The sequence below is a fragment of the Nocardiopsis oceani genome (assembly GCF_054777395.1).
Window position 1 is genome coordinate 59,830 of the sequence record NZ_BAAHAR010000001.1, and the last position, 24,210, is coordinate 84,039.

21 protein-coding genes and 3 tRNA genes are annotated in these 24,210 nt (G+C 70.7%); 9 read left to right on the plus strand and 15 right to left on the minus strand.

Features of this window, described 5'->3' with window-relative positions:
- Positions 1-21: 21 nt before the first annotated feature.
- The 3 genes from ACYVDG_RS00270 to ACYVDG_RS00280 are packed head-to-tail and all read right to left on the minus strand — an operon-like array spanning position 22 to position 3,199.
- Entirely contained in the window at positions 22-1,239 is a 1,218-nt protein-coding gene (locus tag ACYVDG_RS00270; protein ID WP_460745491.1) for a trans-sulfuration enzyme family protein, read from the minus strand.
- Between the two features lie 11 nt (positions 1,240-1,250).
- Positions 1,251-2,315, minus strand: coding sequence for an NAD(P)H-dependent glycerol-3-phosphate dehydrogenase (locus ACYVDG_RS00275; protein ID WP_460745493.1), 1,065 nt, complete (start codon positions 2,313-2,315; stop codon positions 1,251-1,253).
- Positions 2,312-3,199: a lysophospholipid acyltransferase family protein gene (locus ACYVDG_RS00280; RefSeq protein WP_460745495.1), complete on the minus strand. Its 888-nt coding sequence runs from the start codon at positions 3,197-3,199 to the stop codon at positions 2,312-2,314. The genes ACYVDG_RS00275 and ACYVDG_RS00280 overlap by 4 nt, the downstream gene beginning before the upstream one ends.
- A 235-nt stretch (positions 3,200-3,434) precedes the next feature.
- Between ACYVDG_RS00280 and cofC the strand changes: the two genes are divergently transcribed.
- A complete protein-coding gene (gene cofC, locus ACYVDG_RS00285; RefSeq protein ID WP_460745835.1) occupies positions 3,435-4,079 on the plus strand; it encodes a 2-phospho-L-lactate guanylyltransferase in 645 nt (214 codons plus the stop codon).
- Positions 4,080-4,225: 146 nt separating this feature from the next.
- On the opposite strand, the gene ACYVDG_RS00290 is transcribed toward cofC, so the two are convergent.
- The 3 genes from ACYVDG_RS00290 to leuC all read right to left on the minus strand — a co-directional run bounded on the left by ACYVDG_RS00290 (position 4,226) and on the right by leuC (position 6,882).
- Positions 4,226-4,507: an HU family DNA-binding protein gene (locus ACYVDG_RS00290; protein ID WP_460745497.1), complete on the minus strand. Its 282-nt coding sequence runs from the start codon at positions 4,505-4,507 to the stop codon at positions 4,226-4,228.
- A gap of 349 nt (positions 4,508-4,856) precedes the next feature.
- Positions 4,857-5,447 (minus strand): 3-isopropylmalate dehydratase small subunit, encoded by a 591-nt coding sequence (gene leuD / locus ACYVDG_RS00295; protein WP_460745499.1) that lies wholly within the window; start codon positions 5,445-5,447, stop codon positions 4,857-4,859.
- A 28-nt stretch (positions 5,448-5,475) separates the two neighbouring features.
- Positions 5,476-6,882: a 3-isopropylmalate dehydratase large subunit gene (gene leuC / locus ACYVDG_RS00300; protein ID WP_460745501.1), complete on the minus strand. Its 1,407-nt coding sequence runs from the start codon at positions 6,880-6,882 to the stop codon at positions 5,476-5,478.
- A 196-nt stretch (positions 6,883-7,078) separates the two neighbouring features.
- Here leuC and ACYVDG_RS00305 point away from each other — a divergent pair, with 196 nt between their 5' ends.
- From ACYVDG_RS00305 to ACYVDG_RS00330, 6 genes are all read left to right on the plus strand, one after another.
- Positions 7,079-7,765, plus strand: coding sequence for an IclR family transcriptional regulator (locus ACYVDG_RS00305; protein WP_460745837.1), 687 nt, complete (start codon positions 7,079-7,081; stop codon positions 7,763-7,765).
- A gap of 287 nt (positions 7,766-8,052) precedes the next feature.
- A complete protein-coding gene (locus tag ACYVDG_RS00310) occupies positions 8,053-8,970 on the plus strand; it encodes a M24 family metallopeptidase (protein WP_460745503.1) in 918 nt (305 codons plus the stop codon).
- Complete coding sequence (locus ACYVDG_RS00315) at positions 8,967-10,700, plus strand: SDR family oxidoreductase (protein ID WP_460745505.1); 1,734 nt, start codon at positions 8,967-8,969, stop codon at positions 10,698-10,700. The genes ACYVDG_RS00310 and ACYVDG_RS00315 overlap by 4 nt, the downstream gene beginning before the upstream one ends.
- A 53-nt stretch (positions 10,701-10,753) precedes the next feature.
- Positions 10,754-11,782, plus strand: coding sequence for a metal-dependent hydrolase (locus ACYVDG_RS00320; protein ID WP_460745507.1), 1,029 nt, complete (start codon positions 10,754-10,756; stop codon positions 11,780-11,782).
- Positions 11,779-12,882 carry a PDR/VanB family oxidoreductase gene (locus tag ACYVDG_RS00325; protein WP_460745509.1) on the plus strand — a complete coding sequence of 368 codons (1,104 nt, stop codon included), beginning with the start codon at positions 11,779-11,781 and terminating at the stop codon, positions 12,880-12,882. The genes ACYVDG_RS00320 and ACYVDG_RS00325 overlap by 4 nt, the downstream gene beginning before the upstream one ends.
- A gap of 171 nt (positions 12,883-13,053) precedes the next feature.
- Positions 13,054-13,656, plus strand: coding sequence for a TetR/AcrR family transcriptional regulator (locus ACYVDG_RS00330; protein WP_460745511.1), 603 nt, complete (start codon positions 13,054-13,056; stop codon positions 13,654-13,656).
- Between the two features lie 122 nt (positions 13,657-13,778).
- On the opposite strand, the gene ACYVDG_RS00335 is transcribed toward ACYVDG_RS00330, so the two are convergent.
- From ACYVDG_RS00335 to ACYVDG_RS00360, 6 genes are all read right to left on the minus strand, one after another.
- Positions 13,779-13,851, minus strand: a tRNA-Glu gene (locus tag ACYVDG_RS00335).
- Positions 13,852-13,960: 109 nt separating this feature from the next.
- Positions 13,961-14,036: transfer RNA gene (locus ACYVDG_RS00340), tRNA-Glu, on the minus strand.
- A 49-nt stretch (positions 14,037-14,085) separates the two neighbouring features.
- Positions 14,086-14,157 (minus strand) — tRNA-Gln (locus ACYVDG_RS00345).
- Between the two features lie 134 nt (positions 14,158-14,291).
- Positions 14,292-15,740 (minus strand): glutamate--tRNA ligase, encoded by a 1,449-nt coding sequence (gene gltX / locus ACYVDG_RS00350; protein WP_460745513.1) that lies wholly within the window; start codon positions 15,738-15,740, stop codon positions 14,292-14,294.
- A 142-nt stretch (positions 15,741-15,882) separates the two neighbouring features.
- Positions 15,883-16,779: a GDSL-type esterase/lipase family protein gene (locus tag ACYVDG_RS00355; RefSeq protein ID WP_460745515.1), complete on the minus strand. Its 897-nt coding sequence runs from the start codon at positions 16,777-16,779 to the stop codon at positions 15,883-15,885.
- A 123-nt stretch (positions 16,780-16,902) separates the two neighbouring features.
- The gene (locus ACYVDG_RS00360) at positions 16,903-17,703 is read right to left on the minus strand and encodes a fumarylacetoacetate hydrolase family protein (RefSeq protein WP_460745517.1); all 801 of its coding nucleotides are present in this window, start codon (positions 17,701-17,703) and stop codon (positions 16,903-16,905) included.
- A 497-nt stretch (positions 17,704-18,200) separates the two neighbouring features.
- On the opposite strand from ACYVDG_RS00360, the gene ACYVDG_RS00365 reads away from it, so the two are divergent.
- Together ACYVDG_RS00365 and ACYVDG_RS00370 are read left to right on the plus strand one after the other, a co-directional pair.
- Positions 18,201-18,998: a DUF3152 domain-containing protein gene (locus ACYVDG_RS00365; RefSeq protein WP_460745838.1), complete on the plus strand. Its 798-nt coding sequence runs from the start codon at positions 18,201-18,203 to the stop codon at positions 18,996-18,998.
- Positions 18,999-19,279: 281 nt separating this feature from the next.
- On the plus strand, positions 19,280-19,705 hold the full coding sequence (locus ACYVDG_RS00370; RefSeq protein ID WP_460745519.1) for a Rieske (2Fe-2S) protein: 426 nt from the start codon (positions 19,280-19,282) through the stop codon (positions 19,703-19,705).
- Between the two features lie 154 nt (positions 19,706-19,859).
- Here the strand turns inward: ACYVDG_RS00370 and cimA are convergent, their stop codons facing one another.
- The 3 genes from cimA to ACYVDG_RS00385 form a co-directional block, all read right to left on the minus strand.
- Positions 19,860-21,470, minus strand: coding sequence for a citramalate synthase (cimA, locus tag ACYVDG_RS00375; protein WP_460745521.1), 1,611 nt, complete (start codon positions 21,468-21,470; stop codon positions 19,860-19,862).
- Positions 21,471-21,805: 335 nt separating this feature from the next.
- Positions 21,806-22,921 (minus strand): branched-chain amino acid aminotransferase, encoded by a 1,116-nt coding sequence (locus tag ACYVDG_RS00380; protein ID WP_460745523.1) that lies wholly within the window; start codon positions 22,919-22,921, stop codon positions 21,806-21,808.
- A 200-nt stretch (positions 22,922-23,121) separates the two neighbouring features.
- The gene (locus ACYVDG_RS00385; protein WP_460745525.1) at positions 23,122-24,186 is read right to left on the minus strand and encodes a 3-isopropylmalate dehydrogenase; all 1,065 of its coding nucleotides are present in this window, start codon (positions 24,184-24,186) and stop codon (positions 23,122-23,124) included.
- Between the last annotated feature and the right edge of the window lie 24 nt (positions 24,187-24,210).

Sequence of the window (24,210 nt, forward strand, 5' to 3'; positions counted from 1 at the left end):
GGGAGAAAACCCCCGTATGTGTCACTTACCCGCGTCGAGCGCCGCGAGGGCGTCGTCGATGAGGTCCCGCGGGTCCTCCAGCCCGACGGAGAAGCGGACCGCACCGGGTGAGATGCCCGCCGCCGCCAGTTCGGTTCCGCTCATGCTCCGGTGCGAGGTGGAGGCCACGTGCCCGGCCAGGGTGTGGGTGCCGCCGAGGGAGGCGGCGATGGTGGCCACCCGCAGGCGGTCGGCGAACGCCATGCCCTCCTCGGTGCCGCCGCGCGGGTGGACGGTGACAACGGCGCCGTAGCGGCCCTGGTCGAAGAGCTTGCCCGCGAGCGCGTTCTCGGGGTGCGAGGGCAGGGACGGGTGGTCGACCCGCTCCACGAGGGGGTGGTCGGACAGGGCGGCGGCGAAAGCCGCGGCGGTCTCGCACTGGCGCTGGACGCGCAGCGGCAGGGTCTCCAGCCCTCGGTGCAGCAGGTACGCCTCGTCCGGGGCCAGGCACGGGCCCAGGTCGATCCTGGCCGAGCGGATGCGGTCGATCAGGGCGGGCGACGCCACGGCCACGCCGCCGGTGGTGTCGCTGTGGCCGCCGAGGTACTTGGTGGCCGAGTGGACCACGATGTCGGCGCCGAACTCCAAAGGGCGGCAGACTGCCGGTGAGGCGAACGTGGAGTCCACCACCAGGGCGGCACCCGCCTCACGGGAGATCCGCGCCAGCTCGGGCAGGTCCGAAACGGTCATGGCCGGGTTGGACAGCGTCTCGGTGAACACCACGCGCGTCTCCGGGGTCACCGCGGCGCTCACGGCATCCAGGTCGGTGATGTCCACGAAGTCCGTGCGCACCCCGAACCGGCGCATCAGCCGGTCCAGCAGCGAGTACGTGTTGCCGTAGATGGAACGGGACGCCACGACGTGCGCCCCTGCCTCCGTGAGCGCCAACAGCACGGTGCTGATCGCCGCCATGCCGGAGGCGAACGACTGGCCGCGCACCCGGTCCGGGAGCCCAGCGCCCTCCAGCGCCGCGACCGCGTCCGCGAACGCGTCCACGGTGGGGCTGTCGATGCGCGCGTAGGAGTACCCGTCCTGGGTCCCGGCCAGCACGTCCGCGAACCCCTGGGAGGTGTCGAACGCGTAGGTGGTGGCGCGGTGGACGGGCATCCGCATCGGGCGCTCGGCGGGGACCGGTGCCTTCGGGGCGGACACCGCACGCGTGTGCTCTCCCGCGTACCCGGAACCAGGTGTGTGTGTCATCGTGCTCGCTCTCAGACCCCGTAGCGTTCCGGCTTGGTGCTGCGTGACATGAACGCCACCAGGGCCTGGGCAGGGCTCATGTCGTGGTGCATCATCTTGACGACGGACTCGGTGATCGGCATGTCGACCCCGTTGGCCCAGCCGAGTTCGAGGATCGACTCGGAGGACTTGACCCCCTCCGCCGTCTGCCTGGTCTCGGCGACGACCTGGTCGAGGGTCTTGCCGGCGCCCAGTTTCTCACCGAAGGTCCGGTTCCGTGAAAGCGGGGACGAGCATGTCGCCACGAGGTCGCCCATACCGGCCAGCCCGGACAGGGTGTGCTCGTCGGCGCCGAGGGTCACCGCGAGGCGGGTGGTCTCGGCCAGCCCGCGGGTGATGAGCGAGGCCTTGGTGTTGTCGCCGAAACCCATGCCCTCGGCCACGCCGACCGCGAGGCCGATCACGTTCTTCATCGCGCCGCCGATCTCCGCCCCCACCAGATCAGTGCTGGTGTAGGGGCGGAAGTACGCCGATTTGAAGAGCACCTGGAGGAAGACCGCGGTCTCCTCGTGCGGGCAGGCCACCACGGCGGTGGCGGGCTGGCGCTCGACGATCTCCCGGGCCAGGTTCGGCCCGGACACCACGGCGATCCGCTCTTGCGGGAAGTCCAGGACCTCGCCGATGACCTGGCTCATCCGCATGAGGCTGCCGAGCTCGACGCCCTTCATGAGGCTGACGACCACCGCGTCCTCGGGGATCAGGGGGCGCCAGGCGGCCAGGTTCTCCCGCAGGGACTGCGAGGGCACCGCCAGCACCACGACCCTTGCGCCGTCCAGCGCGTCGGCCGCGTCGGTGGTGGCGCGCAGCCCCGCGTTGAGGGTGACGCCCGGGAAGTAGTCCGGGTTCTCCGAGGACTCGTTGATCGCGTCGACCACCGAGTCCCGGCGCCCCCACAGGACCACCTCCGCCGCGGTCTCCTCACCGTTCTTGCGCGCGAGGTCCGCGGCGTCCGCGACGACGTTGGCGAACGTGGTCCCCCAAGACCCGCTGCCCAGAACCGCGACCTTCACGTTGTCAGCCCTCATCAGGTCGGTCATGCCCCCGTGTTCTTCTTCCCGTTGTCACCGTTGGCGGTGTCGTCGCTGGCGGCCGGCTCCCCCGAGCCCTCAGCGCTCTCTCCGCTCTCGTCTGTGCCTTCGCCCTGGCTCTTGCCTTCGCCCCCCAGCTCGGCACGCTCGGCGCGCTTGGCCTCGGCGGCCTGCTGGCGGGCCTTCTTGAAGTCGAACGGCTCGGCGGGCGGGGTCTCCCCGCGGATCTCCGCCTGCAGCGCGGTGATGTCGGCCATGATCGCCGCGGTGGCACCGTCGAGGACGGTCGCCGTCAGCGGCTTGTCCCGGAACTCGGACAGGTCCACCGGCGGACCCGCGTTGAACTGGATCCGCTTGCGCGGCGGCAGCAGCCGGGGCTTCTTCTCCCCGTAGGGCAGGAGCTTGTGCTCGCCCCAGTGCGCGACCGGGACGACCGGCACCCCCGTGATCAGCGCCAGCCGCGCCACACCGTTCCTTGCGGTCATCGGCCACAGCTCGGGGTCGCGGGTGCAGGTGCCCTCGGGGTAGAAGATCACCGAAGAACCGTCCTCGGTGAGCGCTTTCTCGGCCTCGCTGAGCGCCTTGACCGCGTCGGCGCTGCCGCGCTTGATCGGGATCTGGCCGGTGCTCTTGGCCACCGAGCGGACCACGGGGATCTTCATGACCGCGTCCTTCATGGTGAAGGTCGGCCAGCGGCGCGCCCCGATGTAGAGGAAGTGCGCGACGGTCAGGGGGTCGGTGACCGACAGGTGGTTCGCGGCGATGATGACGCCGCCCTTGGCGGGAACGTTGTCGGTGCCCTTCCAATCCGGCTTGGTCACCAGCCACAGGGCGAACCGGACGATCCGGGACACGACCCACTGGACCCATCGCGATTCTCTTTGCTTGGCCACGGGACTCCTTACTTCTCGCTCCCCGCCCGGTCAGGCGCCTGAGAGCACAACCGATTCAGTCTAGGGTGCGCTGGTGTGCCGGGGTGCGCCGCACGGCGGCCCGGACCAACACGCCCAGGGTGCCCGCGCCGCGCCTGACCCCGAACGCCTACCCTCGTCACTGTCGTTGCCGCATCGACGTCCCGGGGGAACAGTGACCGGCTTTGGAGAGCGGGGCGGGGCTGTGCGCTTCGGGGTGCGCTGGTCCCTGATCGTCCCAGTCAAGCACCTCGGCCTGGCCAAGTCGCGACTGGCCCGGGCCGCCGGGGACCACCGGGAGCGCCTGGCGCTGGCGATCGCCTGCGACACGGTGGCCGCCGCGAGGGCGTGCCCGGCCACGGGCGCGGTCTTCGCGGTGACCGACGACCCCCGGGCCGGCGCCGAACTGGCCCGTCTCGGCGCGGTGGTGGTGCCGGGCGAACCGGACGGCGGGCTGAACCCCGCTCTGGAGCACGGGGCGCGTGCCGCGCGGGACCGGGTGCCCGGGGGCGGGGTGTGCGCGCTGTCGGCGGACCTGCCCGCGCTGCGCCCGATCGAGCTGGAGAGGGTTCTGGCGGCGGCCTCGGCGCACGGGCGGTCGTTCCTGCCCGACACCCCCGGCGTGGGGACCACGCTGCTGGCCGCAACGGCCGGGCAACCGCTCGCCCCTGCCTTCGAAGGAGCCTCCCGCGCCCGCCATCTGGCCGGTGGGGCCCGTGAACTGGTCCTCCCAGGGGTGGGGTCGGTTCGACGGGACGTGGACACCCCCGAGGATCTGGCGGCCGCTGCGGCGCTCGGGGTGGGCCCCCGGACGAGGGAGCTCCTGGACCGGGTGCCGGTCGGCGCCCGGTGCGCGCGCTGAAGCGGTGCCGCCCCGCTCCGGCGGTGCAGAACCGGCCCCCGCTCCCGGCCCGGAGGGCGGTCCGTCCGCCCCGGACAGCGCTCCGCCCGGGCTCCCTTGTGGGGAACCCGGGCGGATGACGGCCTGCACGCCTGACGGCGGCGAGACTACTTCTTGTCGCCGTTGACCAGCGCCTTGAAATCAGCGCCAGCGCGGAACTTCGGAACGAAGCTCGCGGGGACGTTGATGGTGTCGCCGGTGGCGGGGTTGCGCGCGGTGCGAGCCGCACGCTCGGACTTCTCGAAAACGCCGAAGCCCGTGATGGCGACCTTGTCGCCCGACGCCACGGTGGCCTGAATGGTTTCAAGCACAGCGTTGACCGCTTCGGTCGCGGTCTTCTTGTCTCCGAGACGGTCGGAGATCGCGTCGATCAGGTCACGCTTGTTCATAAGGTTCCTCCGGTTCCCCCTTGCTCGCACGAAATTAGGGGAAGCAGAGCCCTTTACACAAATACAAACGCCTGCGGAGAAGGCGTGTCGGGCCCCTCCCGACCTGCAAGGTCACCCTCCGCGACCGGTTCGGGCCAACGAACGGGACAGGGGAGGCAGTCCCTTTTGCCCCCTTCTGTGGGCCTCAAATGCCTACGTATAACCGGATTCCGGGCGCGGGACACGCCCAGCTTAAGGACACAAAGACCGTAAGCAGTTGCTCACGTCAAGTAAAGGTAAAATTATTCGGGACCGGGGGTGCGCTGCGTCACAACGACCCCCGATCCCGCTTCAGATCGGCGTTTTGCGCCTACAGCGTGACCGGCTTCCAGCGCTCGCGGCCGGCCTCGAAGGCCCCGATCTCGTCCGTGTGACGGAGCGTCAGCGCGATGTCGTCCAGACCCTCCAGCAGCCGCCAGCGGGTGTAGTCGTCGAGCTCGAACGACTCCTGCACCCCCGGGGCGCGGACCTCGCGGTTGACCAGGTCCACCGTCACCTCAGTGGCGGGGTCGGCCTCGACGGCCTCCCACAGGTGGTCGATGACCTCCTGCGGCAGCAGAACGGTCAGCAGGCCGCCCTTGAGCGAGTTGCCGCGGAAGATGTCCGCGAAACGCGAGGACAGCACGGTCTTGAACCCGTAGTTCTGCAGGGCCCACACGGCGTGCTCTCGGGAGGAGCCGGTGCCGAAGTCCGGACCGGCGATCAGCACGTCCGCACCCTTGTACTCGGGTCGGTTGAGCACGAAATCCGGGTCGGACTTGCGCCACTCGGCGAACAGGCCGTCCTCGAACCCGGTGCGGCTGACCCGCTTGAGGTAGACGGCGGGGATGATCTGGTCGGTGTCGACGTTGCTGGCGCGCAGCGGGACGGCCCGACCGGTGTGGACGTCGAACTTCTCCATGGGAGGACTCTCCTGACGGGGTCGGGGTCTACTCGGAGACCAGGTCGGCGGGCGAGGACAGGGTGCCGCGCACGGCAGTGGCGGCGGCGACCTGCGGGGACACCAGGTGGGTGCGGCCTCCCCGGCCCTGGCGGCCCTCGAAGTTGCGGTTGGAGGTGGAGGCGCTGCGCTCACCGGGCTTGAGCTGGTCCGGGTTCATGCCCAGGCACATCGAGCAGCCCGCCTCGCGCCACTCGGCGCCGGCCTCCTCGAAGACCTTCCCGAGGCCCTCCTCGTTGGCCTGCTCCTTGACGCGCATGGACCCGGGCACGACGAGCATGCGCACGCCGTCGGCGACGCTGCGCCCGCGGACGATCTCCGCGGCGATCCGCAGGTCCTCGATCCGGCCGTTCGTGCACGAGCCCAGGAAGACCGTGTCCACCTTGATGTCGCGCATCGGGGTCCCGGCCTCGAGGTCCATGTACTGCAGGGCCTTCTCGGCGGCGGCACGGGCGGAGGAGTCCTCGTAGGAGGACGGGTCCGGCACCTCGGCGTGCAGCGGCACGCCCTGGCCCGGGTTGGTGCCCCAGGTGACGAACGGGCTGAGCTCGTCGGCGTTAAGGACCACCTCGGCGTCGAACTCGGCTCCCTCGTCGGTGCGCAGGCTCTTCCAGTGCTCGACCGCGGTGTCGAAGTCCGCGCCCTGCGGGGCGTGCGGGCGGCCCTGGACGTAGTCGAACGTGGTCTGGTCCGGGGCGATCATCCCGGCGCGGGCGCCCGCCTCGATGGACATGTTGCACACGGTCATGCGGGCTTCCATGGACAGGGCCTCGATGGCCTCGCCCCGGTACTCGATGACGTAGCCCTGGCCGCCGCCGGTGCCGATCTTGGCGATCACGGCGAGGATGATGTCCTTGGCGGACACACCCGGCTTGAGCTGGCCGTTGACCGTGACCGCCATGGTCTTGAAGGGCTGCATCGGCAGGGTCTGGGTGGCCAGGACGTGCTCGACCTGGCTGGTGCCGATACCGAACGCCAGCGCGCCGAACGCGCCGTGGGTGCTGGTGTGGCTGTCGCCGCAGACCACCGTCATGCCCGGCTGGGTGAGGCCCAGCTGAGGGCCGACCACGTGTACGACGCCCTGGTCGATGTCGCCCATCGGGTGCAGGCGGACGCCGAAGTCCGAGCAGTTCTTGCGCAGCGTCTCGACCTGCTTGCGGGACACGGGGTCGGCGATGGGTGCCAGGAGGTCCATCGTCGGGACGTTGTGGTCCTCGGTGGCGATGGTCAGGTCCGGACGGCGCACGGGGCGACCCGCCAGGCGCAGGCCCTCGAAGGCCTGCGGACTGGTCACCTCGTGGACGAGGTGGAGGTCGATGTAGAGCAGGTCCGGCTCGCCGTCGGCACGTCGGACGACGTGCTCTTCCCAGACCTTTTCGGCCATCGTGCGTGCCATGGGCGATCGCCTCTCTCGTGTCTAGCGTATCTGGCGCGTCTCGGCAGTGGCCTCTCAGGAACTGTGGGCGCCGCTGGCCTCGCGCGCGGTTTGCGGCGCATGTGCGGGCCGACTTGCATTCCACATATCGAGACGGCAATATCAAGCCATGGACAACTCTAGCTCATCCAGCGGTGTCGGTGTCCTGGACAAGACAATGTCCGTCCTCGACGCATTGGAATCGGGCCCCGCATCGCTGGCCCAGCTGGTCCAGATCACCGGTCTGGCCCGCCCCACCGCCCACCGGCTCGCTGTCGCCTTGGAGCGGCACCGCATGGTCACCAGGGACAGCCAGGGCCGCTTCGTGCTCGGCCCCCGCCTGGGTGAGCTGTCGATCGCCACCGGGGAGGACCGCTTGCTCGCCGTGGCCGCCCCGGTCCTCGTGCAACTCCGCGACCTGACCGGCGAAAGCGCTCAGCTCTACCGCCGCCAGGGCGACCTGCGGGTGTGCGTGGCCGCCTCCGAGCGCAGCAGCGGCCTGCGGGACACCGTCCCGGTCGGTAGCGAGCTGCCCATGAACGCCGGCTCGGCCGCCCAGGTCCTGCTCGCGTGGGAGGACTCCGACCGCATCCGCCGCTCACTCGTGGGCGCCCGCTTCACCGCCGCCAGCCTCTCCCAGGTGCGCCGCCGCCGCTGGGCGCAGAGCGTCGCCGAACGGGAGCAGGGTGTCGCCTCGGTCTCCGCACCCGTGGCCGGCCCCGGAGGGCGCGTGATCGGCGCCGTTTCGGTCTCCGGCCCCATAGAGCGCCTCAGCCGCTCCCCCGGGCGCATGCACTCGCAGGCGGTCGTGTCCGCCGCCGAGAAGATCAGCGAGTCCCTCCACACCTACGAGGGCGCCCACTAACACCCGATGATCTTGCCCCTGTCTCCACTCTCGGGCGCCGAAGGTGGAGACAGGGGCAAGATCATCCCTGGTCACAGCGGCCACCGAACGACGAGAGGGCGGTGCTCCCCACTTGGGGGCACCGCCCTCTTCGTATATCCGCCTTCCTCGCGCCACCCGGCACCTGCCCCCCTACCCGCTGCCCGCCCCTGCGGGAGCGGCTGCGTGCGCGGGCACTCAGGGCCGACCGGCTCGAAACCCCACCCCCACCCGTGGACACTTACTGACACGATGTCTAACATGACGGGATGTCTCATAAGAACGTGACTGGGAACACAGCCTCCCAAGCCGATCTCGACGCCTTCCGCGAGCTCCAGCAGCTCGCCTACCAGGCCGCCGGCGACGTGGCGGCCACCCTCGAGCCCGGGGTCACCGAGCGCGAGGCCGCCCGCCGCATCCGCGAACACCTGGAGGGCCGAGGGGTCCAGGACTGGTTCCACACCCCCTTCGCCTGGTTCGGGGACCGCACCGCCTTCCGCAACTTCCGTGTCCCCCTCCAGTTCTTCCCGACCCGGCGGCGACTGGAGGAGGGCATGCCCTTCATCCTCGACTGCGCACCGGTCCGGGACGGCTACGTCGCCGACATCGGCTACTCCGGCTACCTCGGCGAGAACCCCCTGCACGACCGCCTCATGGACGACCTCCGCGCGCACCGCGAACTCATCGTCGAAAGGGTGCGCGCGGGTGAAACCCTCCAGGACGTCTACCGCGCCGTCGACGCCCTCATCCGCGAGCAGGGCTACGACAACCGGCACCGGGTCTACCCCGGCCGCGTGATCGCCCACCAGGTCGGCAAGGTCGAGTCCCGCCTGCCCAAGCGAATTGTCGCCGGTTTCGGTATCCGCTCCCTCCAGACCCTGTTCGGAGACCTCGTGGTCGAGCGCATGCACCACCGCTCACCCCTGTGGGCGGACGGCGACATCTCCGCCCACCCGGCGACCCCCGGCATGTGGGCGGTGGAGCCCCACATCGGCTTCCGCGACATGGGCGTGAAGTTCGAGGAGATCCTCGTCGTCACCGAAGACAACGCCTACTGGCTCGACGACGACCTGCCGCACGTCCGCCGGTGGAACAGCGGCTCCCACGCCTCCCTGCCCACCGTCGGCGCCCCCACCCCCGGTTCCCTCACCACCGTCGGCGCCAGCGAGGAGACAACGACCGCATGAGCACCAGACCGCACCGCTACGCCACCGCCACCGACGGCCAGCGCCTGGCCGTCTACTCCTCCGGGGACCGCACGAAGCCCACCCTCGTCCTCGTGCACGGCTACCCGGACAACGCCACTGTCTGGGACTCCCTCGTCGCCGAGCTCTCACCCGAGTACCACGTCGTCACCTACGACGTCCGCGGCGCCGGGCGCTCCACCGCGCCCGACGACCGGTCCGGCTACCTGATGGACCAGCTCGCCGACGACCTGCGCACCGTCGTCGACACCGTCAGCCCCGACCGGCCAGTCCACCTGGTCGCGCACGACTGGGGCTCCATCCAGACCTGGCACGCCGTCACCGAGCCGAAGCACACGCACCGCTTCGCGTCCTTCACCTCGGTCTCCGGCCCCAACCTCGACCACGCGGGCCACTGGCTCAAGAAAGCCCCCGACGGGGTCCGCAACGTCCTGCGCCAGGCCGTGCGCTCCAGCTACATCGGCTTCTTCAGCACCCCCGGCCTGCCCGAGGCCGCCTGGCTCACCGGGGTCGGCGGTGCCGCCCTGGCCGGGCTGGAGCGCATCGGCGGCGGCCCCCGGGTGCCCGCCAAGCGCGCCACCCGCGACTACCTCAACGGCCTGTCCCTGTACCGGGCCAACATGCTCCGCCGCTTCACCAAACCCACCGAGCGCCGCACGCACGTGCCGGTCCAGGCGCTGGCACCCACACACGACGCGTTCATGGTCGAGCAGGTGCAGTCCAACGCGGGGCGCTGGGTCGAGGACTTCCGCTTCCACCGCTTCAAGGGCGGCCACTGGTCCGTACGCTCTAACCCCGCACCCGTCGCGCGGCGCGTGCGCGCCTTCGTCGAGGAGATCGAGTCCGGTGCCCCCCGCCCGGCCCGCAACCTCACCGCGCAGCAGGCCCGCCGCCACGGTGGCGCCTTCGCCGGACAGGTCGCCGTGATCACCGGCGCGGGCAGCGGTATCGGCCGGTGCCTGGCCTTCGAGCTGGCCGAGCGCGGGGCCCGGATCGTCGCGGTCGACATCAACGCGCCGGCGGCCGAGCGCACCGCCGAACTCTGCGCCATGATCACGCCCGGCTCCAGCGCCCAGCGCGTGGACGTCACCGACTCCGCCGCCATGGACAAGCTCGCCGCGTGGGTGCGCGACCAGTACGGGGTCCCCGACCTGGTGGTCAACAACGCGGGTATCGGCGTGGCCGGGCCCTTCCTCGAAGCCAGCACCGAAGACCTCGAGCGGGTCGTCGACATCAACCTGTGGGGCGTGATCAACGGCTGCCGCGCCTTCGCCCCGATGATGGTCGCCTCCGGTGGGGGCGGCAGGATCGTCAACACGGCCTCCGCCGCCTCCTACCTGCCCTCACGCCTGTACGGCGCCTACTCGGCCACCAAGGCCGCGGTACTGGGACTCGGCCGTTCCCTGCGCGGCGAGCTCGCGGGGCAGGGCGTCAGCGTCACCGCCGTGTGCCCGGGTCTGATCAACACCGGGATCATCAGCAACGCCCGCCTCTCGGGGATGGGCGAGGTCTCCGGCGCCAAGGACCGGCTCAACCGCCTCTACCGGTTGCGCGGCTACACCCCCGAGAAGGCGGCCCGGCGCATCGCCGACGCCGTCGAGTCCGGCCCGGAGATCGTCCCGGTCACCGGTGAGGCGCACGTCGGCCTGGCCCTGTCCCGCCTGTCCCCGCGCGCCCTGCGGGGCTACGCCCGCCTCGCGCCGCCGCTGTAGCACCGCACCGCCCCCTCCCCTTTGCCCACCTCGCTGCCACCAGGAGGCCGATCATGACCACCGACCGCTCCACCGCCCCCAAATCCGCCGCCCCAGACGTGGACGAACCCGACCGCCTCGTCCTGCACGCCCGCGACGTCCAGTTCGACTGGAGCGAGCTGGACCTGCACTGGATCCCGAACGAGCCCTTCGCCACCCACGTCATCAACGTGCTGCACCTGCTCCTGCCCGAGGGCGAGCGGTGGTTCGTGGAGGTCTTCAAGCAGGCCGTCCCGTACATCACCGACGACGAGCTCCGCGAACAGGTGCTCGGCTTCATCGGCCAGGAAGCCGTGCACGCCGAGGCGCACGCGGGCGTACTCGACCACATGGACGCCCACGGCCTGGACCCGCGCCCCTACGTCGAGCAGATCGCCTGGATGTTCCGGGTCGTCCTCGGCGACCGCGACCTGTCCGGGGCCCGCGAGTTCGCCTGGCTGCGCACCCGGCTGGCGGTCATCGCCGGGATCGAGCACTACACGGCCGTTCTGGGCCAGTGGGTCCTGGACGCCAAGAAACTGGACGAGGTCGACACCGACCCCACCATGCTGGACCTGCTGCGCTGGCACGGCGCCGAAGAGGTCGAGCACCGCGCGGTCGCCTACGACCTGTACATGCACCTGGACGGCGGCTACCCGCGCCGCGCGGTCACGATGGGTGTGGCAGCCCTGGCCCTGGCGTCGCTGTGGGTGCGCGGGGTGCGCTTCCTCATCGCCAACGACCCCTACCTGAGGGGCAGGATCAACGGGCGCACACCCAAGGCCTCCTGGGCGCTGCGGGACGGCAAGCGCGGGCTCATCCCGCACCTGGGCCGTCTGGCCCGGGCCGTCCCCGAGTACCTGCACCGCAAGTACCACCCGTCACACCACGGCTCCACCAGCCAGGCCGTCGCCTACCTGGCGGTCTCCCCCGCCGCCCGAGCCGCCGACACCGCCGAGCAGGAGGCCGCGAAGAAGGGCGCCGAGAAGCAGCCGGAGGTGCAGGAGGCCACCGAGCAGGGCTCCGCACAGCAGGACTCCGCGGAGCAAGGGGCCGCCCGGTGACCGGCGACCGTGACCGCCGGGTCAAGCACAGCTCCGAGTCCTACGCGAACCCGCGCTCCCCCGTCTCCCTGTTCGGCCGCGGGAAGCGCCCGGACCGGTTCATGCTGGCCCTGGAGCGGCTGGCCAAGCGCATCGAACCGGTCACCTCGACGTGGCGGCCCGGGCACCCCGTCCCGGATCCTTCCGGCGACCTTCCGGTGCGGGTGGCCCGCGTACAGCGCCCCGCGGAGGATGTCGCGGTGCTCACCCTGTCCCCCGCCGAACCCGGTGCGTCCCTTCCCCGCTGGCAGCCCGGTCACCACGTGGACGTGGTGCTGGGCGACGGCGTGGTGCGGCAGTACTCCCTCAGCGGCGACCCGGCCGACCGCTCGTCCTACCGGATCGCGGTGCGCCTCATCGAGGGCGGTACGGGTTCGGGGATGGCGCACAGGCTCACCGAGGGGGACACGGTCGGGCTGCGCGGCCCGCGCAACGCCTTCCCCCTCGCCCGCGCCGAGCGGTACCTGTTCGTGGCGGGCGGCATCGGGATCACCCCGATCCTGCCGATGGTGCGGGCGGCGCACAGCGCCGGCCGGGACTTCCGGTTCGTCTACACGGGCCGGAACCGGGAGAGCATGCCGTTCCAGGACGAGCTGCCCGAGGGCGCGGACGTGTTCGTACGTCCCGACGACGAGTACGGGACCCCGGACGCAGAGGAGGTCCTGGCCGGCCTCACCCCGGGCACGGCCGTGTACGTGTGCGGTCCCGCGCCGCTGATCAACGCGCTGCGGGAACGGGCGCCCCTCGGTACCCCGTTCTTCTCCGAGCGGTTCTCACCGGCGCCCATCGTGGACGGCCGCCGGTTCGAGGTGCGGCTGGGCCGCTCCGGCCCGGTGCTCTCGGTCCCGGAGGACGAGTCGGCGCTGGACGCGGTGCGGAAGGTGCGCCCCGAGACCGCCTACTCGTGCCGTCAGGGCTTCTGCGGCACCTGCCGGGTGGGACTGTTGGAGGGCGTGCCCGACCACCGCGACCGGCCCACCGGCGGCTCGCCGCGCGGCGGGGAGTTCGCCCTGTGCGTCTCCCGTGCAGACGAGGGGGAACAGCTGGTGCTGGACCTGTGAGGTGGTGCGGGGCGCGATAGTTTCGGGGAGAGGACGGATTCGAGCAAGCCCGTGAGGGCTCGGGAGGTTTCGACAACGGTGGTGTCCCACAGGGCCGGCCGTCACCAGGCGCGGGTGACGGTTCCGGCGGGCCCGGCCCCTGTGCCGGGCACCGAGCGGCGACGACGCCGCATGGCGCCACACGAACGCAGGGAGGACCTGATCCGGACGGCGCTGCGCGTGTTCGCGCGGCGCCCGCCGGGTGACGTCACCCCCGAGGAGATCGCCGAGGAGGCCGATGTCTCCCGGGCCCTGGTCTACCGCTATTTCCCCAACATGGCGGAGCTGCGGCGGGCCGCGCTGGAGCAGGCCATGTCCGAGCTCATGCCGCGGTTGGTCCCGCCCGACGACCTGCCGCCGCTGGAGCAGCTGCGGCTCGCGCTGCGGACCTTCGTCGACTTCGCGGACTCCTACGAACCGTCCTACACCGCCCTGCTGAACGGGGGTTCGGTGATCGCGACGGAGGAGACCGAAGCGGAGATCGACCGGGTCCGTGACGGTGTGCGGACCCTGATCCTGGAGCGGGTGGGTATCAGCGATCCCTCGCCCCGGCTGGTGCTGGCCCTGCGCTGCTGGGTGTCGGCGGTGGAGACCGCGGTGATGTTCTGGCTGCGCGACCGGGAGATGTCCCGGAACGAGCTGGCGGACTGGCTGCTCGACCAGCTCGCCGCCATGCTGATCGCCGCCGGGGGCCCGATGGAGGAACTAGAGGAGCTGGTCGCCCACGCGGAGTGAGCTCCGGGCGGGCCGGGATCCGCGGGGCCGGAACTCCTTGGCCCTCCGCTGAGCCCCGCGGCTCGGCGGCCGCCCCGGACACACGAAAGGCCCCATCCTGTGGATGGAGCCTGGTGATCGCGTACCCCCGAGCGGATTCGAACCGCCGTTACCGCCTTGAGAGGGCGGCGTCCTAGGCCACTAGACGACGGGGGCCTAGTCGGTGCGAGCTGAACCGTGAAACCACGATACCCACTCGAACCGGACACCGGTGGTGCACACCGGCCAGAAAGAAAGCTTCCACCGTGTGGAAGCCTCTTCCCGTTGGTACCCCCGAGCGGATTCGAACCGCCGTTACCGCCTTGAGAGGGCGGCGTCCTAGGCCACTAGACGACGGGGGCGCACCTGGGTCGAAGACCCGTGCCGATCGCGGCGAACCGCGATCATGCGCTGGCCTACCAGGACTCGAACCTAGACTAACTGAACCAGAATCAGCCGTGCTGCCGATTACACCATAGGCCAATGCTTTGGGAGGACCCGGTAGCTTCTCGCTGCCCTGTCCCCCTCGGCGACGTGTTTAACTCTAGCGGACATTCTGAGTGCTCGCGAACGGAAACCGGGGCGACCGGGCTGTGGGCCCGGCCACCCCGCCCCGATCAGCTCTCCTGGCCGGCCTTCTCCTCGGCGCGCAGGCGCTCCAGAGCGGCCTCCAGACGAGCCTGGACCCGCTCTCGGCCGAGCAGCTCCAGGGACTCGAACAGCGGCAGGCCCACGGTCCGTCCCGTGACGGCCACGCGGACCGGCGCCTGGGCCTTGCCCAGCTTCAGGCCGAGCGTGGCCCCGGTCTCCTCGGTGGCGGCCTTGAGGTCGTCCGCGGCCCACACCAGCTCGGGGTCGGCGTAGCGCGCCAGAGCGGCCTCCACCATCTCCTTGCCGACACCGGGCTTCATCGCCTTGCGCCAGCTCTTCTCGTCCTCGACCGGCTCCCCCAGGAACAGGAAGTCCACGTTGGGGACGATCTCGCTGAGGACCGCCACGCGGCTCTGGGCCAGCGGAGCGACGGCGGCGAAGACCTCGGGGTCGTAGTCGGCGGCGTCCCACGGGGTGTCCTTCCCGGTGAGCCACGGCTGGCAGCGCTCGATGAAGTCCTCGACGCTCAGTTCCCGGATGTACTCACCGTTGAAGGCCCGCAGCTTCTTCTCGTCGAAGAAGGCGCTGGAGCTGTTGACGTCCTGGATGCGGAACAGCGGCACCATCTCGGGCCACGGCATGATCTCGCGGTCGTCGCCCGGCGCCCAGCCCAGCAGCATCAGGTAGTTGACCATCGCCTCGGCGAGGTAGCCCTCGTCCTGGTAGGACTCCAGGGCGACCTTGTCGCGGCGCTTGGACAGCTTCTTGCGCTGCTCGTTGACGATGACGGGCAGATGCGCCCACACCGGCGGGGTCAGGCCCAGCGCCTCCCACAGCAGCTGCTGCTTGGGGGTGTTGGACAGGTGCTCCTCGCCGCGGATGACGTGCGTGATCCGCATCTCGACGTCGTCGAGGACGTTGGCCAGCACGAACAGCGGGGAGCCGTCGGCGCGGGCGATCACGAAGTCCTCGATGGACGCGTGGTCGAACTCCACGCGGCCGCGGACCTGGTCGTCCACGACCGTCGGGCCGCCCTCCGGGACCCGGAAGCGCAGCGCACGCCCCGGCCCGGGCACCAGGCCGCGGTCGCGGCAGAAGCCGTCGTAGCCCAAGTTCGGGTTGTCGCGCCGCTCCTGCACCTGCTCGCGGGTGCAGTCGCAGTAGTAGGCGCGCCCGGAGCGGTAGAGCTCCTGCGCGCTCTCGCGGTGCTGGTCGACGTAGGCCGACTGGTAGTAGGGACCCTCGAAGTGCGGGTCCTCGGAGTCGATGCCGATCCAGGCCATCGCGCGGATGATGCCGTCGGTCCACTCGGGACGGTTGCGTGCGGCGTCGGTGTCCTCGATGCGCAGCACCATGCGGCCCTCGGGCTGCTGTTGGGCCAGCGCCCAGTTGAAGAGCGCGGAACGTGCGCCACCGACGTGGAACATGCCCGTGGGGGAAGGGGCGAAGCGGGTACGAATCGGAGTCTCAGTCACGGACCCCAGGGTATCCGCGGCACGGGATGACCTGTGGGAAGTCCCGGCACCGCGGTGGACGGTACCGCGGACCAGCGGAGGACCAAGGGCAGCCCGGCAGCGGACCAGGGTCGGTCGGCGGCGGTCAGGCGGCCGGCGGCGGTCAGGGGTTGATCGGCAGCGGGCGGGCGTGCATCGGGCCCAACCCGTACTCTCGGGAGAGGGCGTCCGCGAAGCCCGCGGCGATCTTGATCTCGCCGTCGTCGTTGGGGTGGGTGCCGTCGTAGGTGTCCGTGACCACGTCCCAGTCCTCCGCCTTGGCCAGGTCGAAGCTGGCGACCGGGGAGCGTTCGGTGGACAGCTCCTCGGCCAACGAGCGCACGAGCTCGTTGTAGACGTACACGCGCAGCGCGAATCCGTCGTCGGTGTCGGCGAGCGCGATCGGCAGCGCCTCGGCGATGAGGATCCGGATGCCGGGGTTGGCCGCGCGGGCACCCTCCACGTAGGTGCGCAGCCGCTGTTCCATCTCGGCGGCGGTGATCGGGTACACGAGGTCGTTGAGGCCGATCATCACGCACAGGACGTCCGGCCGGTGGAACAGCACGTCCCGGTGGATGGTGGTGGCGGCGTCGGCCAGGGTGCGGCCCCAGCGTGCGTTGTGGTCCTGGTCGAAGTCCGGGTCCCGGTACTCGACGGTTCCGGGGTCGCCCTCGTCGGGTTCGCCGCCGCTGAGCTCCGGCGGGACGATCTGCTCCGGGGTGGCGGGGGCGGTGAAAGGGCCGACGAAGTCCAGTCCCTCGACGTGCGGTTCCAGGTGGTTCCACAGGTGGTAACGCCAGGTCCAGTCGCCGTCGGCGCCCTGGGTCATGGAGTCCCCGGCCAGCATCAGGCGCACTTGGCTCTGGCCCCGGTCCGATGGGGCCTCGGGCTCGGAAGGGCGTTCGGGTTCGTCGGGCCCGGGGCGGGTCAGCATCCACAGGCCCGAGCCCAGGAGGGCCAGGACGAGCGTGAAGACGCTCGCGAAGAAAGCGGGTCGGACGTAACTGCGTCGCCGGGACAAGTGATCAGACCTTCCGCTCGGTGGGACGGTGCCGCACGCACCGGCCCCGGGTTCGGGCGTGTTCGGCGTTCACGCCCCGGGGCCGCACACGGCGCGGGCCCGTGCGCGGCCCTCATCTGGCCGTCAGTCCCGGGTGACCACCCGGTTGCTGATGGTGCCCAGGCGCTCCACGGTGACGGCGACCTCCTGGCCGACCTCGACGGGGCCCACGCCGGCGGGGGTGCCGGTCAGGAGCACGTCGCCCGGGAGCAGGGTCATGAACGAGGTGACATAGGAGATGATGCCCGGAATGTCATGGATCAACTGTGACGTACGCCCGTCCTGGCGGGTCTCCCCGTCGACCGTGGTGGTGACCGCGAGGTCCTGGGCCTCCTCGATGCTCAACCCGGTGGTGATCCACGGGCCGATCGGGCAGAAGGAGTCGAACCCCTTGGCCCTGGTCCACTGCTTGTCCTGCTTCTGCAGGTCCCGGGCGGTGATGTCGTTGGCGACGGTGTAGCCGAGGATGACGTCCTTGGCCCGCTCCCGGGGCACCTCGCGGCAGGGCCGGGAGATGACGATGGCCAGCTCGCCCTCGAAGTCGACCCGCTCCGAGATCGTCGGGTAGAACACGGGGTCGTGCGGTCCGGAGACCGCGGTGGACGGCTTGAGGAAGACCACCGGCTCTTCGGTGGACTCCCCGGTGATGTCCTTCATCTCGGCGACGTGCTCGGCGTAGTTCTTGCCGATGCACACGACCTTGGTGGGCAGGACCGGTGACAGCAGGCGCACGTCGGCGAGCTTGGCCCGCTCACCGGTGAGTTTGATGTCCCCTAGCAACGGGTGGCCCGTCAGCCGGGCGACGAAGTCCTCCCCCGTGTCCGTGTCCGTCTCGACCAGGCCGAACCCGACCTCATCACCGGCCGCGAACCTCGCGATACGCACCTGTTGCCTCCCAGCAGCCCTGCTTGACTCGCTCTTGCCGCTTGCAGCGTAGCGGCGAAGGGGCAGGTCCTGCCCAGGCGCCTCCGCGCACACGCCGCAGAAGCGGGTACGGGTGAGGGTTGGGACGGCGAAGACAAACAACCGAAGCCGTGACACACCGATACTTCCTGGGGCGCCGCTTGGCCCTCTGTGGGGGCGATCTCTGGCATGCTGGGTGCGTTGTCCGAAACTCTCGGGAGCTGTCCGCTCCGGGAGTAGGCGGCTCGCCCAGGTGGGCGAGAACACCGCCCAGGGTGGCTGTCATGACACCCGGCCACCCCGTGGGGGCGCCTTTCCCGACCGCACCCGGTCGGCGCGTCCCCGCGGCCGTCGGAAGGCGCCGGAGGCCCCGCCTCCTCCGCCGGGGACCGTCGGTACCACCGTCCACCGTCGAGAGGTTGAGCCTCGTGCCCCGCAAAGCTTCCCGCGCCAAGCACCGCCGACCGCGCAGGTACCCCATGGGTCTCGCGCTCGGCCTGTGCCTGGTCTCGGGTGCCTCCGCTGTGCTGATGGTCAGTGTGCCCGAGCCCGACGCCGACCCGGATTCGCCGCAGGAGACCTCCGCGGGCGGCCCCGTAGGAGACGGGGTGCCCGAAGAGGACGGCCGCCGCCACCCGACCCCCGACCCTTCCGCCGACTCCGAGGCGGGGGCGGACGGCCCCTCGCCCAGCCCGTCACCGGACGAGGACGACGAGGAGGACCTCCCGGTCCTGCAGCGTTCGGTGGAGGAGGAGGTCGACTCCGCGGACGGCGAGATGGAGGTCATGGAGGGTGAGAGCGAGGTCATGGGCGAGGGTTCGCTGACGACCTTCGCCGTCGAGGTCGAAGAGGGCCTGCCCGGGGACAACGACGACTTCGTCGAGGCGGTCGAGGAGATCCTGGGCGACCCGCGCAGCTGGGGCGAGGACGGCGACCGCTCGCTGCAGCGGGTGGACGGCGACGACGCCGACATCCGGGTCCTGCTGGCCGCACCGGACACGGTGGACAGCATGTGCGCGCCTCTCCAGACCAACGGGTTCGTGTCCTGCGCCAACGGCAACCGCGCCATCATCAACCAGAACCGCTGGGTGTCGGGCGTCGAGCACTTCGAGGACGACCTGGAGACCTACCGGATCTACCTGATCAACCACGAGGTCGGCCACACGTTCGGGCACGGCCACGTGGACTGCCCCGGCGACGGCGAGCCCGCCCCGGTGATGCAGCAGCAGACCCTGGACCTCCAGGGCTGCGAGGCCAACGGCTGGGTGAACCCCTAGCTCCCGTCGGGACCGATCCGGCACGTTCCCCTCGCGACCAATCCGGCACGGGCTGCGCAACGAAGAAGACACAACGAAGGGTTCGTGGGCAACAGCGGTGTTCCCCCTGAGGCGGGGCGCTTCTAGTGTGTTCCGGACCCGGCCCCACCGCGACCGGGGCCGCCCGTCGTCTGCGCGGGGCCCGCACCCCGCGCCGTAGTCCGCCCGCCCCGCACCGGGCGAGAGAGTGAGGCCGCATGTGTGATTGCCGCAAGCCCCGTTCCGAGTCCGTCCTTCCCGAGGTGACCAGGCGCTCCGCGTTCGGCGCGGTCGGCGGCGGCGCCCTGGTGGGGGTGGTGACGGCCTGCGGCGGCGACCAGGCCGCCGACGACGGGAACGGAACCGATGGCGGGAACGGCGGCGGAGAACCCGGTGACGCGGACGGCCCCATCGCCACCACCGACGAGGTCCCGGTCGGCGAGGGCACCATCTTCAGTGATCACGAGGTGGTCGTCACCCAGCCCGAGGAGGGCACCTTCCGGGCCTTCTCCACCAGCTGCACGCACGAGGGCTGCCCGGTGGACGAGGTCGCCGACGGGGAGATCGCGTGCCCCTGCCACGGCAGCCGGTTCTCCATCGAGGACGGGTCCCCCACCGAGGGCCCCGCGGACAGCCCCCTCGAGGAGGTCGAGATCCGCGTCGACGGCGACGACATCGTCCTCGCCTGACGCGCGCTGCGAGTACAAGGGGGGCGCTGGGACCACTCTGTCGCCCCGGCACCCCCTCTTCGTTCCCTCTGCGTCCGCCCCGTCCGATGGTGGGTGGGGACAAGCCCCGGCGTCTTCAGGGGTCAGGCGGCCGGGAACGGGCTTCCGGCGCGGGTCAGCCCTGCGGGTAGCCCTGCTGCCGGAGCCCGAAGGTGATGGCCTGCTCCAGCGCCACCCAGGAGGCGTCCACGACGTTCGGGCCCACACCCACCGTCGTCCACTCCGTCACTCCGTCGCTCATGGAGACGAGGATCCGGGTGATGGCGTTGGTGCCGGAGGTGCCCTCCAGGATGCGGACCTTGTAGTCGGTCAGCTCCAGCCCACCCAAGGCCGTGTAGACGTTCTCCATCGAACTCCGCAGCGCCCGGTCCAGGGCGTTGACGGGACCGTTGCCCTCGGCGGTGGCGATGACGCGCTCGCCCTTGACCAGGAGCTTCACGGTGGCCTCGGTGAGGCTCTCGTAGTCGCTGGACAGCGGGCTGGCGCCGACGGCCGGGCGGCGTTCGGTGATGACCCGCCAGGACTCGGTCTCGAAGTAGCGGACCGGCTCGCCGAGCTCCTCGCGCAGCAGCAGCTCCAGGGAGGCGTCGGCCGCCTCGAAGCTGTAGCCGGACAGTTCGAGGCCCTTGACCCGCTCCACGACCCGGCCGGACAGGGCGCGGTCGCCGGCCAGGTCCACACCCAGCTCCTCGGCCTTGAGCTCGATCGACGCGCGCCCGGCCATGTCGGAGACGAGCATGCGCATGCGGTTGCCGACCAGTTCGGGGTCGGTGTGCTGGTACAGGTCGGGGTCGACCTTGATCGCCGAGGCGTGCAGCCCGGCCTTGTGGGCGAAGGCGGACACCCCCACGTAGGGCTGGTGGGTGTCGGGGGCGAGGTTGACGATCTCGGCGATGGCGGTGGCCACGCGGGTCATCTCGGCCAAGCAGCCGTCGGGGAGCACCTCGCGGCCGTACTTGAGGCTGAGCGCTCCGGCCACGGAGAAGAGGTTGGCGTTGCCCACGCGCTCGCCGTAGCCGTTGGCGGTGCACTGCACGTGCGTGGCGCCGGCGTCCACGGCGGCGAGGGTGTTGGCGACCGCGCAGCCGGTGTCGTCCTGGGCGTGGATGCCGAGGCGGGCGCCGGTGGCCCCCAGGACCTCGGTGACCACGCGGGTGACGTCGCTGGGGAGCATGCCGCCGTTGGTGTCGCACAGGACGACGACGTCCGCTCCGGCTCCGGCGGCGGCGCGGACGACGGACAGTGCGTACTCGGGGTTGTGGTGGTAGCCGTCGAAGAAGTGCTCGCAGTCCACGAACACGCGCTGGCCGTGCTCGACCAGGTGCGAGACGGTGTCGGCGACCATGGCGAGGTTCTCGTCGAGGGTCGTGCGCAGGGCCTTTTCGACGTGTCGGTCGTCACTCTTGGCGACAAGGGTGACGACCGACGCGCCGCTGTCGCGCAGAGCGGCCACCTGTGGGTCGTCGGCGGCCTGCACACCGGCCCGGCGGGTCGCGCCGAACGCGGTGAGTCGCGCGTGTTCCAGCGTGAGCTCTTGTGAAGCCCGCTGGAAGAACTCGGTGTCCTTTGGGTTGGAGCCGGGCCAGCCCCCCTCGATGAACGCCACCCCGAAGTCGTCCAGCAGCTTCGCGATGGCCAGCTTGTCGGAGACCCGCAGGTTGATCCCCTCGCGCTGTGCTCCGTCGCGCAGCGTGGTGTCGAAGACGTGGAAACTGTCGTCCCTCATGGGTGGAACTCCCGAAGGTGGATGCTGTGTATGGCGGTCCCGACCAATAAAAAAGACCCCTCGTGGACACGAGAGGTCAGCGCGCTGGCAGGGTCCGGATTCTTCCCTGCGTCATCGCGGGAAGTCGTCAGCCAGCGCGCCCCGAAATAATGAGTACCTGGGACAGCATGCGGCCAGTGTGCCATACGGCAGCCGGTGAGACGCAGCTCGGAGCCCAAACGTCTCACTGGCTGAGACACAAATTTCTCAGACCGGACACTTGCGGAGCTTCCGAACAACACGAGAGGGCCGCCCGGCCGTGACCGGACGGCCCTCGGGAAGGCGTCAGCGGTCGGCTAGAACGTGGTGATCCAGCCGTGCTTGTCGGTGCGCAGGCCGGTCTGCAGGCCCACCAGCTCCTCGCGCAGGCGCATGGTGACCGGGCCGGGCTGGCCGTCGCCGACGGTGAACTCGCCGTCGTCGCTCTTGACGTGGCCGACGGGGGTGATCACGGCCGCGGTGCCGCAGGCGAAGACCTCGGTCAGCTCACCGGACTCGGCCGCGGCCTTCCACTCCTCGATGGAGATCGGCTCCTCCTCCGCCGGGATGCCCAGGTCCGGGGCGAGGGTCAGCAGCGACTCGCGGGTGATGCCCGGCAGCAGGGTCCCGGTCAGCGGCGGCGTGCGCAAGCGGGCGTTCTCGCCCTCGCCGAACACGAACCACAGGTTCATGCCGCCCATCTCCTCGACCCAGCGGTGCTCGCGAGCGTCGAGCCACACGACCTGGTCACAGCCCTTCTCGACCGCCTGGGCCTGGGCCAGGAAGCTCGCGGCGTAGTTGCCCGCGAACTTGGCGGCGCCGGTACCGCCCGGGGCGGCGCGGGTGAAGTCCTTGGACAGCCAGACCGTCACCGGCTGGACGCCGCCGGAGAAGTACGAGCCCACCGGCGAGGCGATGAGCATGTAGATGTAGGTGCGCGACGGGTGGTTGACCCCGAGGCCGACGTCCGTGGCGATCATGAACGGCCGCAGGTACAGGCTGAAGTACTCCTTGGACGGGACCCACGCCCCGTCGTGCGCGAGCAGGAGCTCGATCGACTTGAGGAAGAGCTCCTCGGGAAGCTCCGGCATCGCCATGCGCGCCGCGCTCTTGTTGAAGCGGGCCGCGTTGGCCTCGGGGCGGAACGAGGCGAGCGTGCCGTCCGGGTGGCGGTAGGCCTTGAGCCCCTCGAAGATCTCCTGCGCGTAGTGGAGGGCGGCCGTGGCCGGGTCCAGAGTCAGCGGGCCGTACGGCTCCAGCTTGGCGTCGTGCCAGCCCTTGCCCTCGGTGTAGCGGATGGTCACCATGTGGTCGGTGAACACCTGACCGAACCCGGGATTCTCCAGCAGTGCCTCGCGTTCCTGCGGGGTCTTCCGCTGGTCGGAGAGCTGGATGTCGAACGTCAAGCCAGTGGTGGTGGCGTTGTTGTTCATATTGTCGGTGGTCCTCTCGGGTGCAACGGGTCGGCAGCGCCGCCGACCTGGGATCTAGTCTGTCGGATCAGCGCACCCGTCGCCAGACCGGATCCACACACAGGCAGCGGGCGCGCGGTTCAGAGCGCGCCCGCTGGCGTGTCACAGCTGGCTGTGTCGGCTGGCCGCGCTCCGGAAAGGCAGGGCCGACCGTGGTCGCGTCAGCCCTGCTCGGCTACTCGCGCGGCGAGGTCGTCGCCGATCTGGGTGGTGGACCGGACCGCGTCGTCGGCCGCACGGGTCTTCAGGTCCGCGGAGACCGCGGCCTCGATCCGACGGGCGGCCTCCGGCACTCCCAGGTGCTCAAGCATGGTCGCGGCGGAGAGCACGGTGGCGGTCGGGTCCGCCTTGCCCTGGCCGGCGATGTCCGGCGCGGAGCCGTGGACCGGCTCGAACATGCTGGGGAAGGTGTTGTCCGGGTTGATGTTACCGCTGGCGGCCAGCCCGATGCCGCCGGTGATGGCGGCGCCGATGTCGGTGATGATGTCGCCGAACAGATTGTCGGTGACGACCACGTCGAAGCGGCCGGGCTGGTTCACGAAGAACATCGCGGCGGCGTCGACGTGGCAGTAGTCCACGGAGACCTGCGGGTACTCGGCCCCGATCTCCTTGACCGCGCGCTGCCACAGGTCGCCCGCGTAGGTGAGGACGTTGTCCTTGTGCACCAGGGTCAGCTGCTGGCGGGGGCGGGCCGCGGCCTTCTCGAAGGCATAGCGGACCACGCGCTCGACGCCGAAGCGGGTGTTCACGCTGTCCTGTGTGGCGATCTCGTGCCGGGTCCCCTTGCGGAGCACGCCGCCCGCGCCCGCGTAGGGGCCTTCGGTGCCCTCGCGCACGACCAGCATGTCGATGTCCTCGGGGGTCACGCCCGCCAGGGGGCTGTCCACGCCGGGGTACAGGCGCACGGGGCGCAGGTTGACGTAGTGGTCGAAGTCGAAGCGCAGGCGCAGGAGCAGGCCGCGCTCCAGGACCCCGCTGGGCACGGACGGGTCGCCGACCGCGCCCAGGTAGATGGCCTCCTGCTGGGCGAGCTCGGCGGCGACCGAGTCGGGCAGCGTCTCACCGGTGCGGTGCCAGAGCTTGGCACCCAGTTCGTACTCGGTGGTCTCGACGGCCAGGTCGAACTGGGAGGCCGCGACCTCCAGCACCTTGAGGCCCTCGGCGACCACCTCGGAGCCGATCCCGTCGCCGGGGATGACGGCCAGTTTCACGGTGCGCGCTGCCATACGGACTGCCTCTAACTCAGACGT

What these genes read in the sequence shown, in the direction of transcription:
- ACYVDG_RS00270 (WP_460745491.1), bottom strand. Translation starts at nt 1,239, where the DNA reads ATGACACACACACCTGGTTCCGGGTACGCGGGAGAGCACACGCGTGCG.
- ACYVDG_RS00275 (WP_460745493.1), bottom strand. Translation starts at nt 2,315, where the DNA reads ATGACCGACCTGATGAGGGCTGACAACGTGAAGGTCGCGGTTCTGGGC.
- ACYVDG_RS00290 (WP_460745497.1), bottom strand. Translation starts at nt 4,507, where the DNA reads ATGAACAAGCGTGACCTGATCGACGCGATCTCCGACCGTCTCGGAGAC.
- leuD (WP_460745499.1), bottom strand. Translation starts at nt 5,447, where the DNA reads ATGGAGAAGTTCGACGTCCACACCGGTCGGGCCGTCCCGCTGCGCGCC.
- leuC (WP_460745501.1), bottom strand. Translation starts at nt 6,882, where the DNA reads ATGGCACGCACGATGGCCGAAAAGGTCTGGGAAGAGCACGTCGTCCGA.
- ACYVDG_RS00305 (WP_460745837.1), top strand. Translation starts at nt 7,079, where the DNA reads ATGTCCGTCCTCGACGCATTGGAATCGGGCCCCGCATCGCTGGCCCAG.
- ACYVDG_RS00310 (WP_460745503.1), top strand. Translation starts at nt 8,053, where the DNA reads ATGTCTCATAAGAACGTGACTGGGAACACAGCCTCCCAAGCCGATCTC.
- ACYVDG_RS00315 (WP_460745505.1), top strand. Translation starts at nt 8,967, where the DNA reads ATGAGCACCAGACCGCACCGCTACGCCACCGCCACCGACGGCCAGCGC.
- ACYVDG_RS00320 (WP_460745507.1), top strand. Translation starts at nt 10,754, where the DNA reads ATGACCACCGACCGCTCCACCGCCCCCAAATCCGCCGCCCCAGACGTG.
- ACYVDG_RS00330 (WP_460745511.1), top strand. Translation starts at nt 13,054, where the DNA reads ATGGCGCCACACGAACGCAGGGAGGACCTGATCCGGACGGCGCTGCGC.
- ACYVDG_RS00365 (WP_460745838.1), top strand. Translation starts at nt 18,201, where the DNA reads ATGGGTCTCGCGCTCGGCCTGTGCCTGGTCTCGGGTGCCTCCGCTGTG.
- cimA (WP_460745521.1), bottom strand. Translation starts at nt 21,470, where the DNA reads ATGAGGGACGACAGTTTCCACGTCTTCGACACCACGCTGCGCGACGGA.
- ACYVDG_RS00380 (WP_460745523.1), bottom strand. Translation starts at nt 22,921, where the DNA reads ATGAACAACAACGCCACCACCACTGGCTTGACGTTCGACATCCAGCTC.
- ACYVDG_RS00385 (WP_460745525.1), bottom strand. Translation starts at nt 24,186, where the DNA reads ATGGCAGCGCGCACCGTGAAACTGGCCGTCATCCCCGGCGACGGGATC.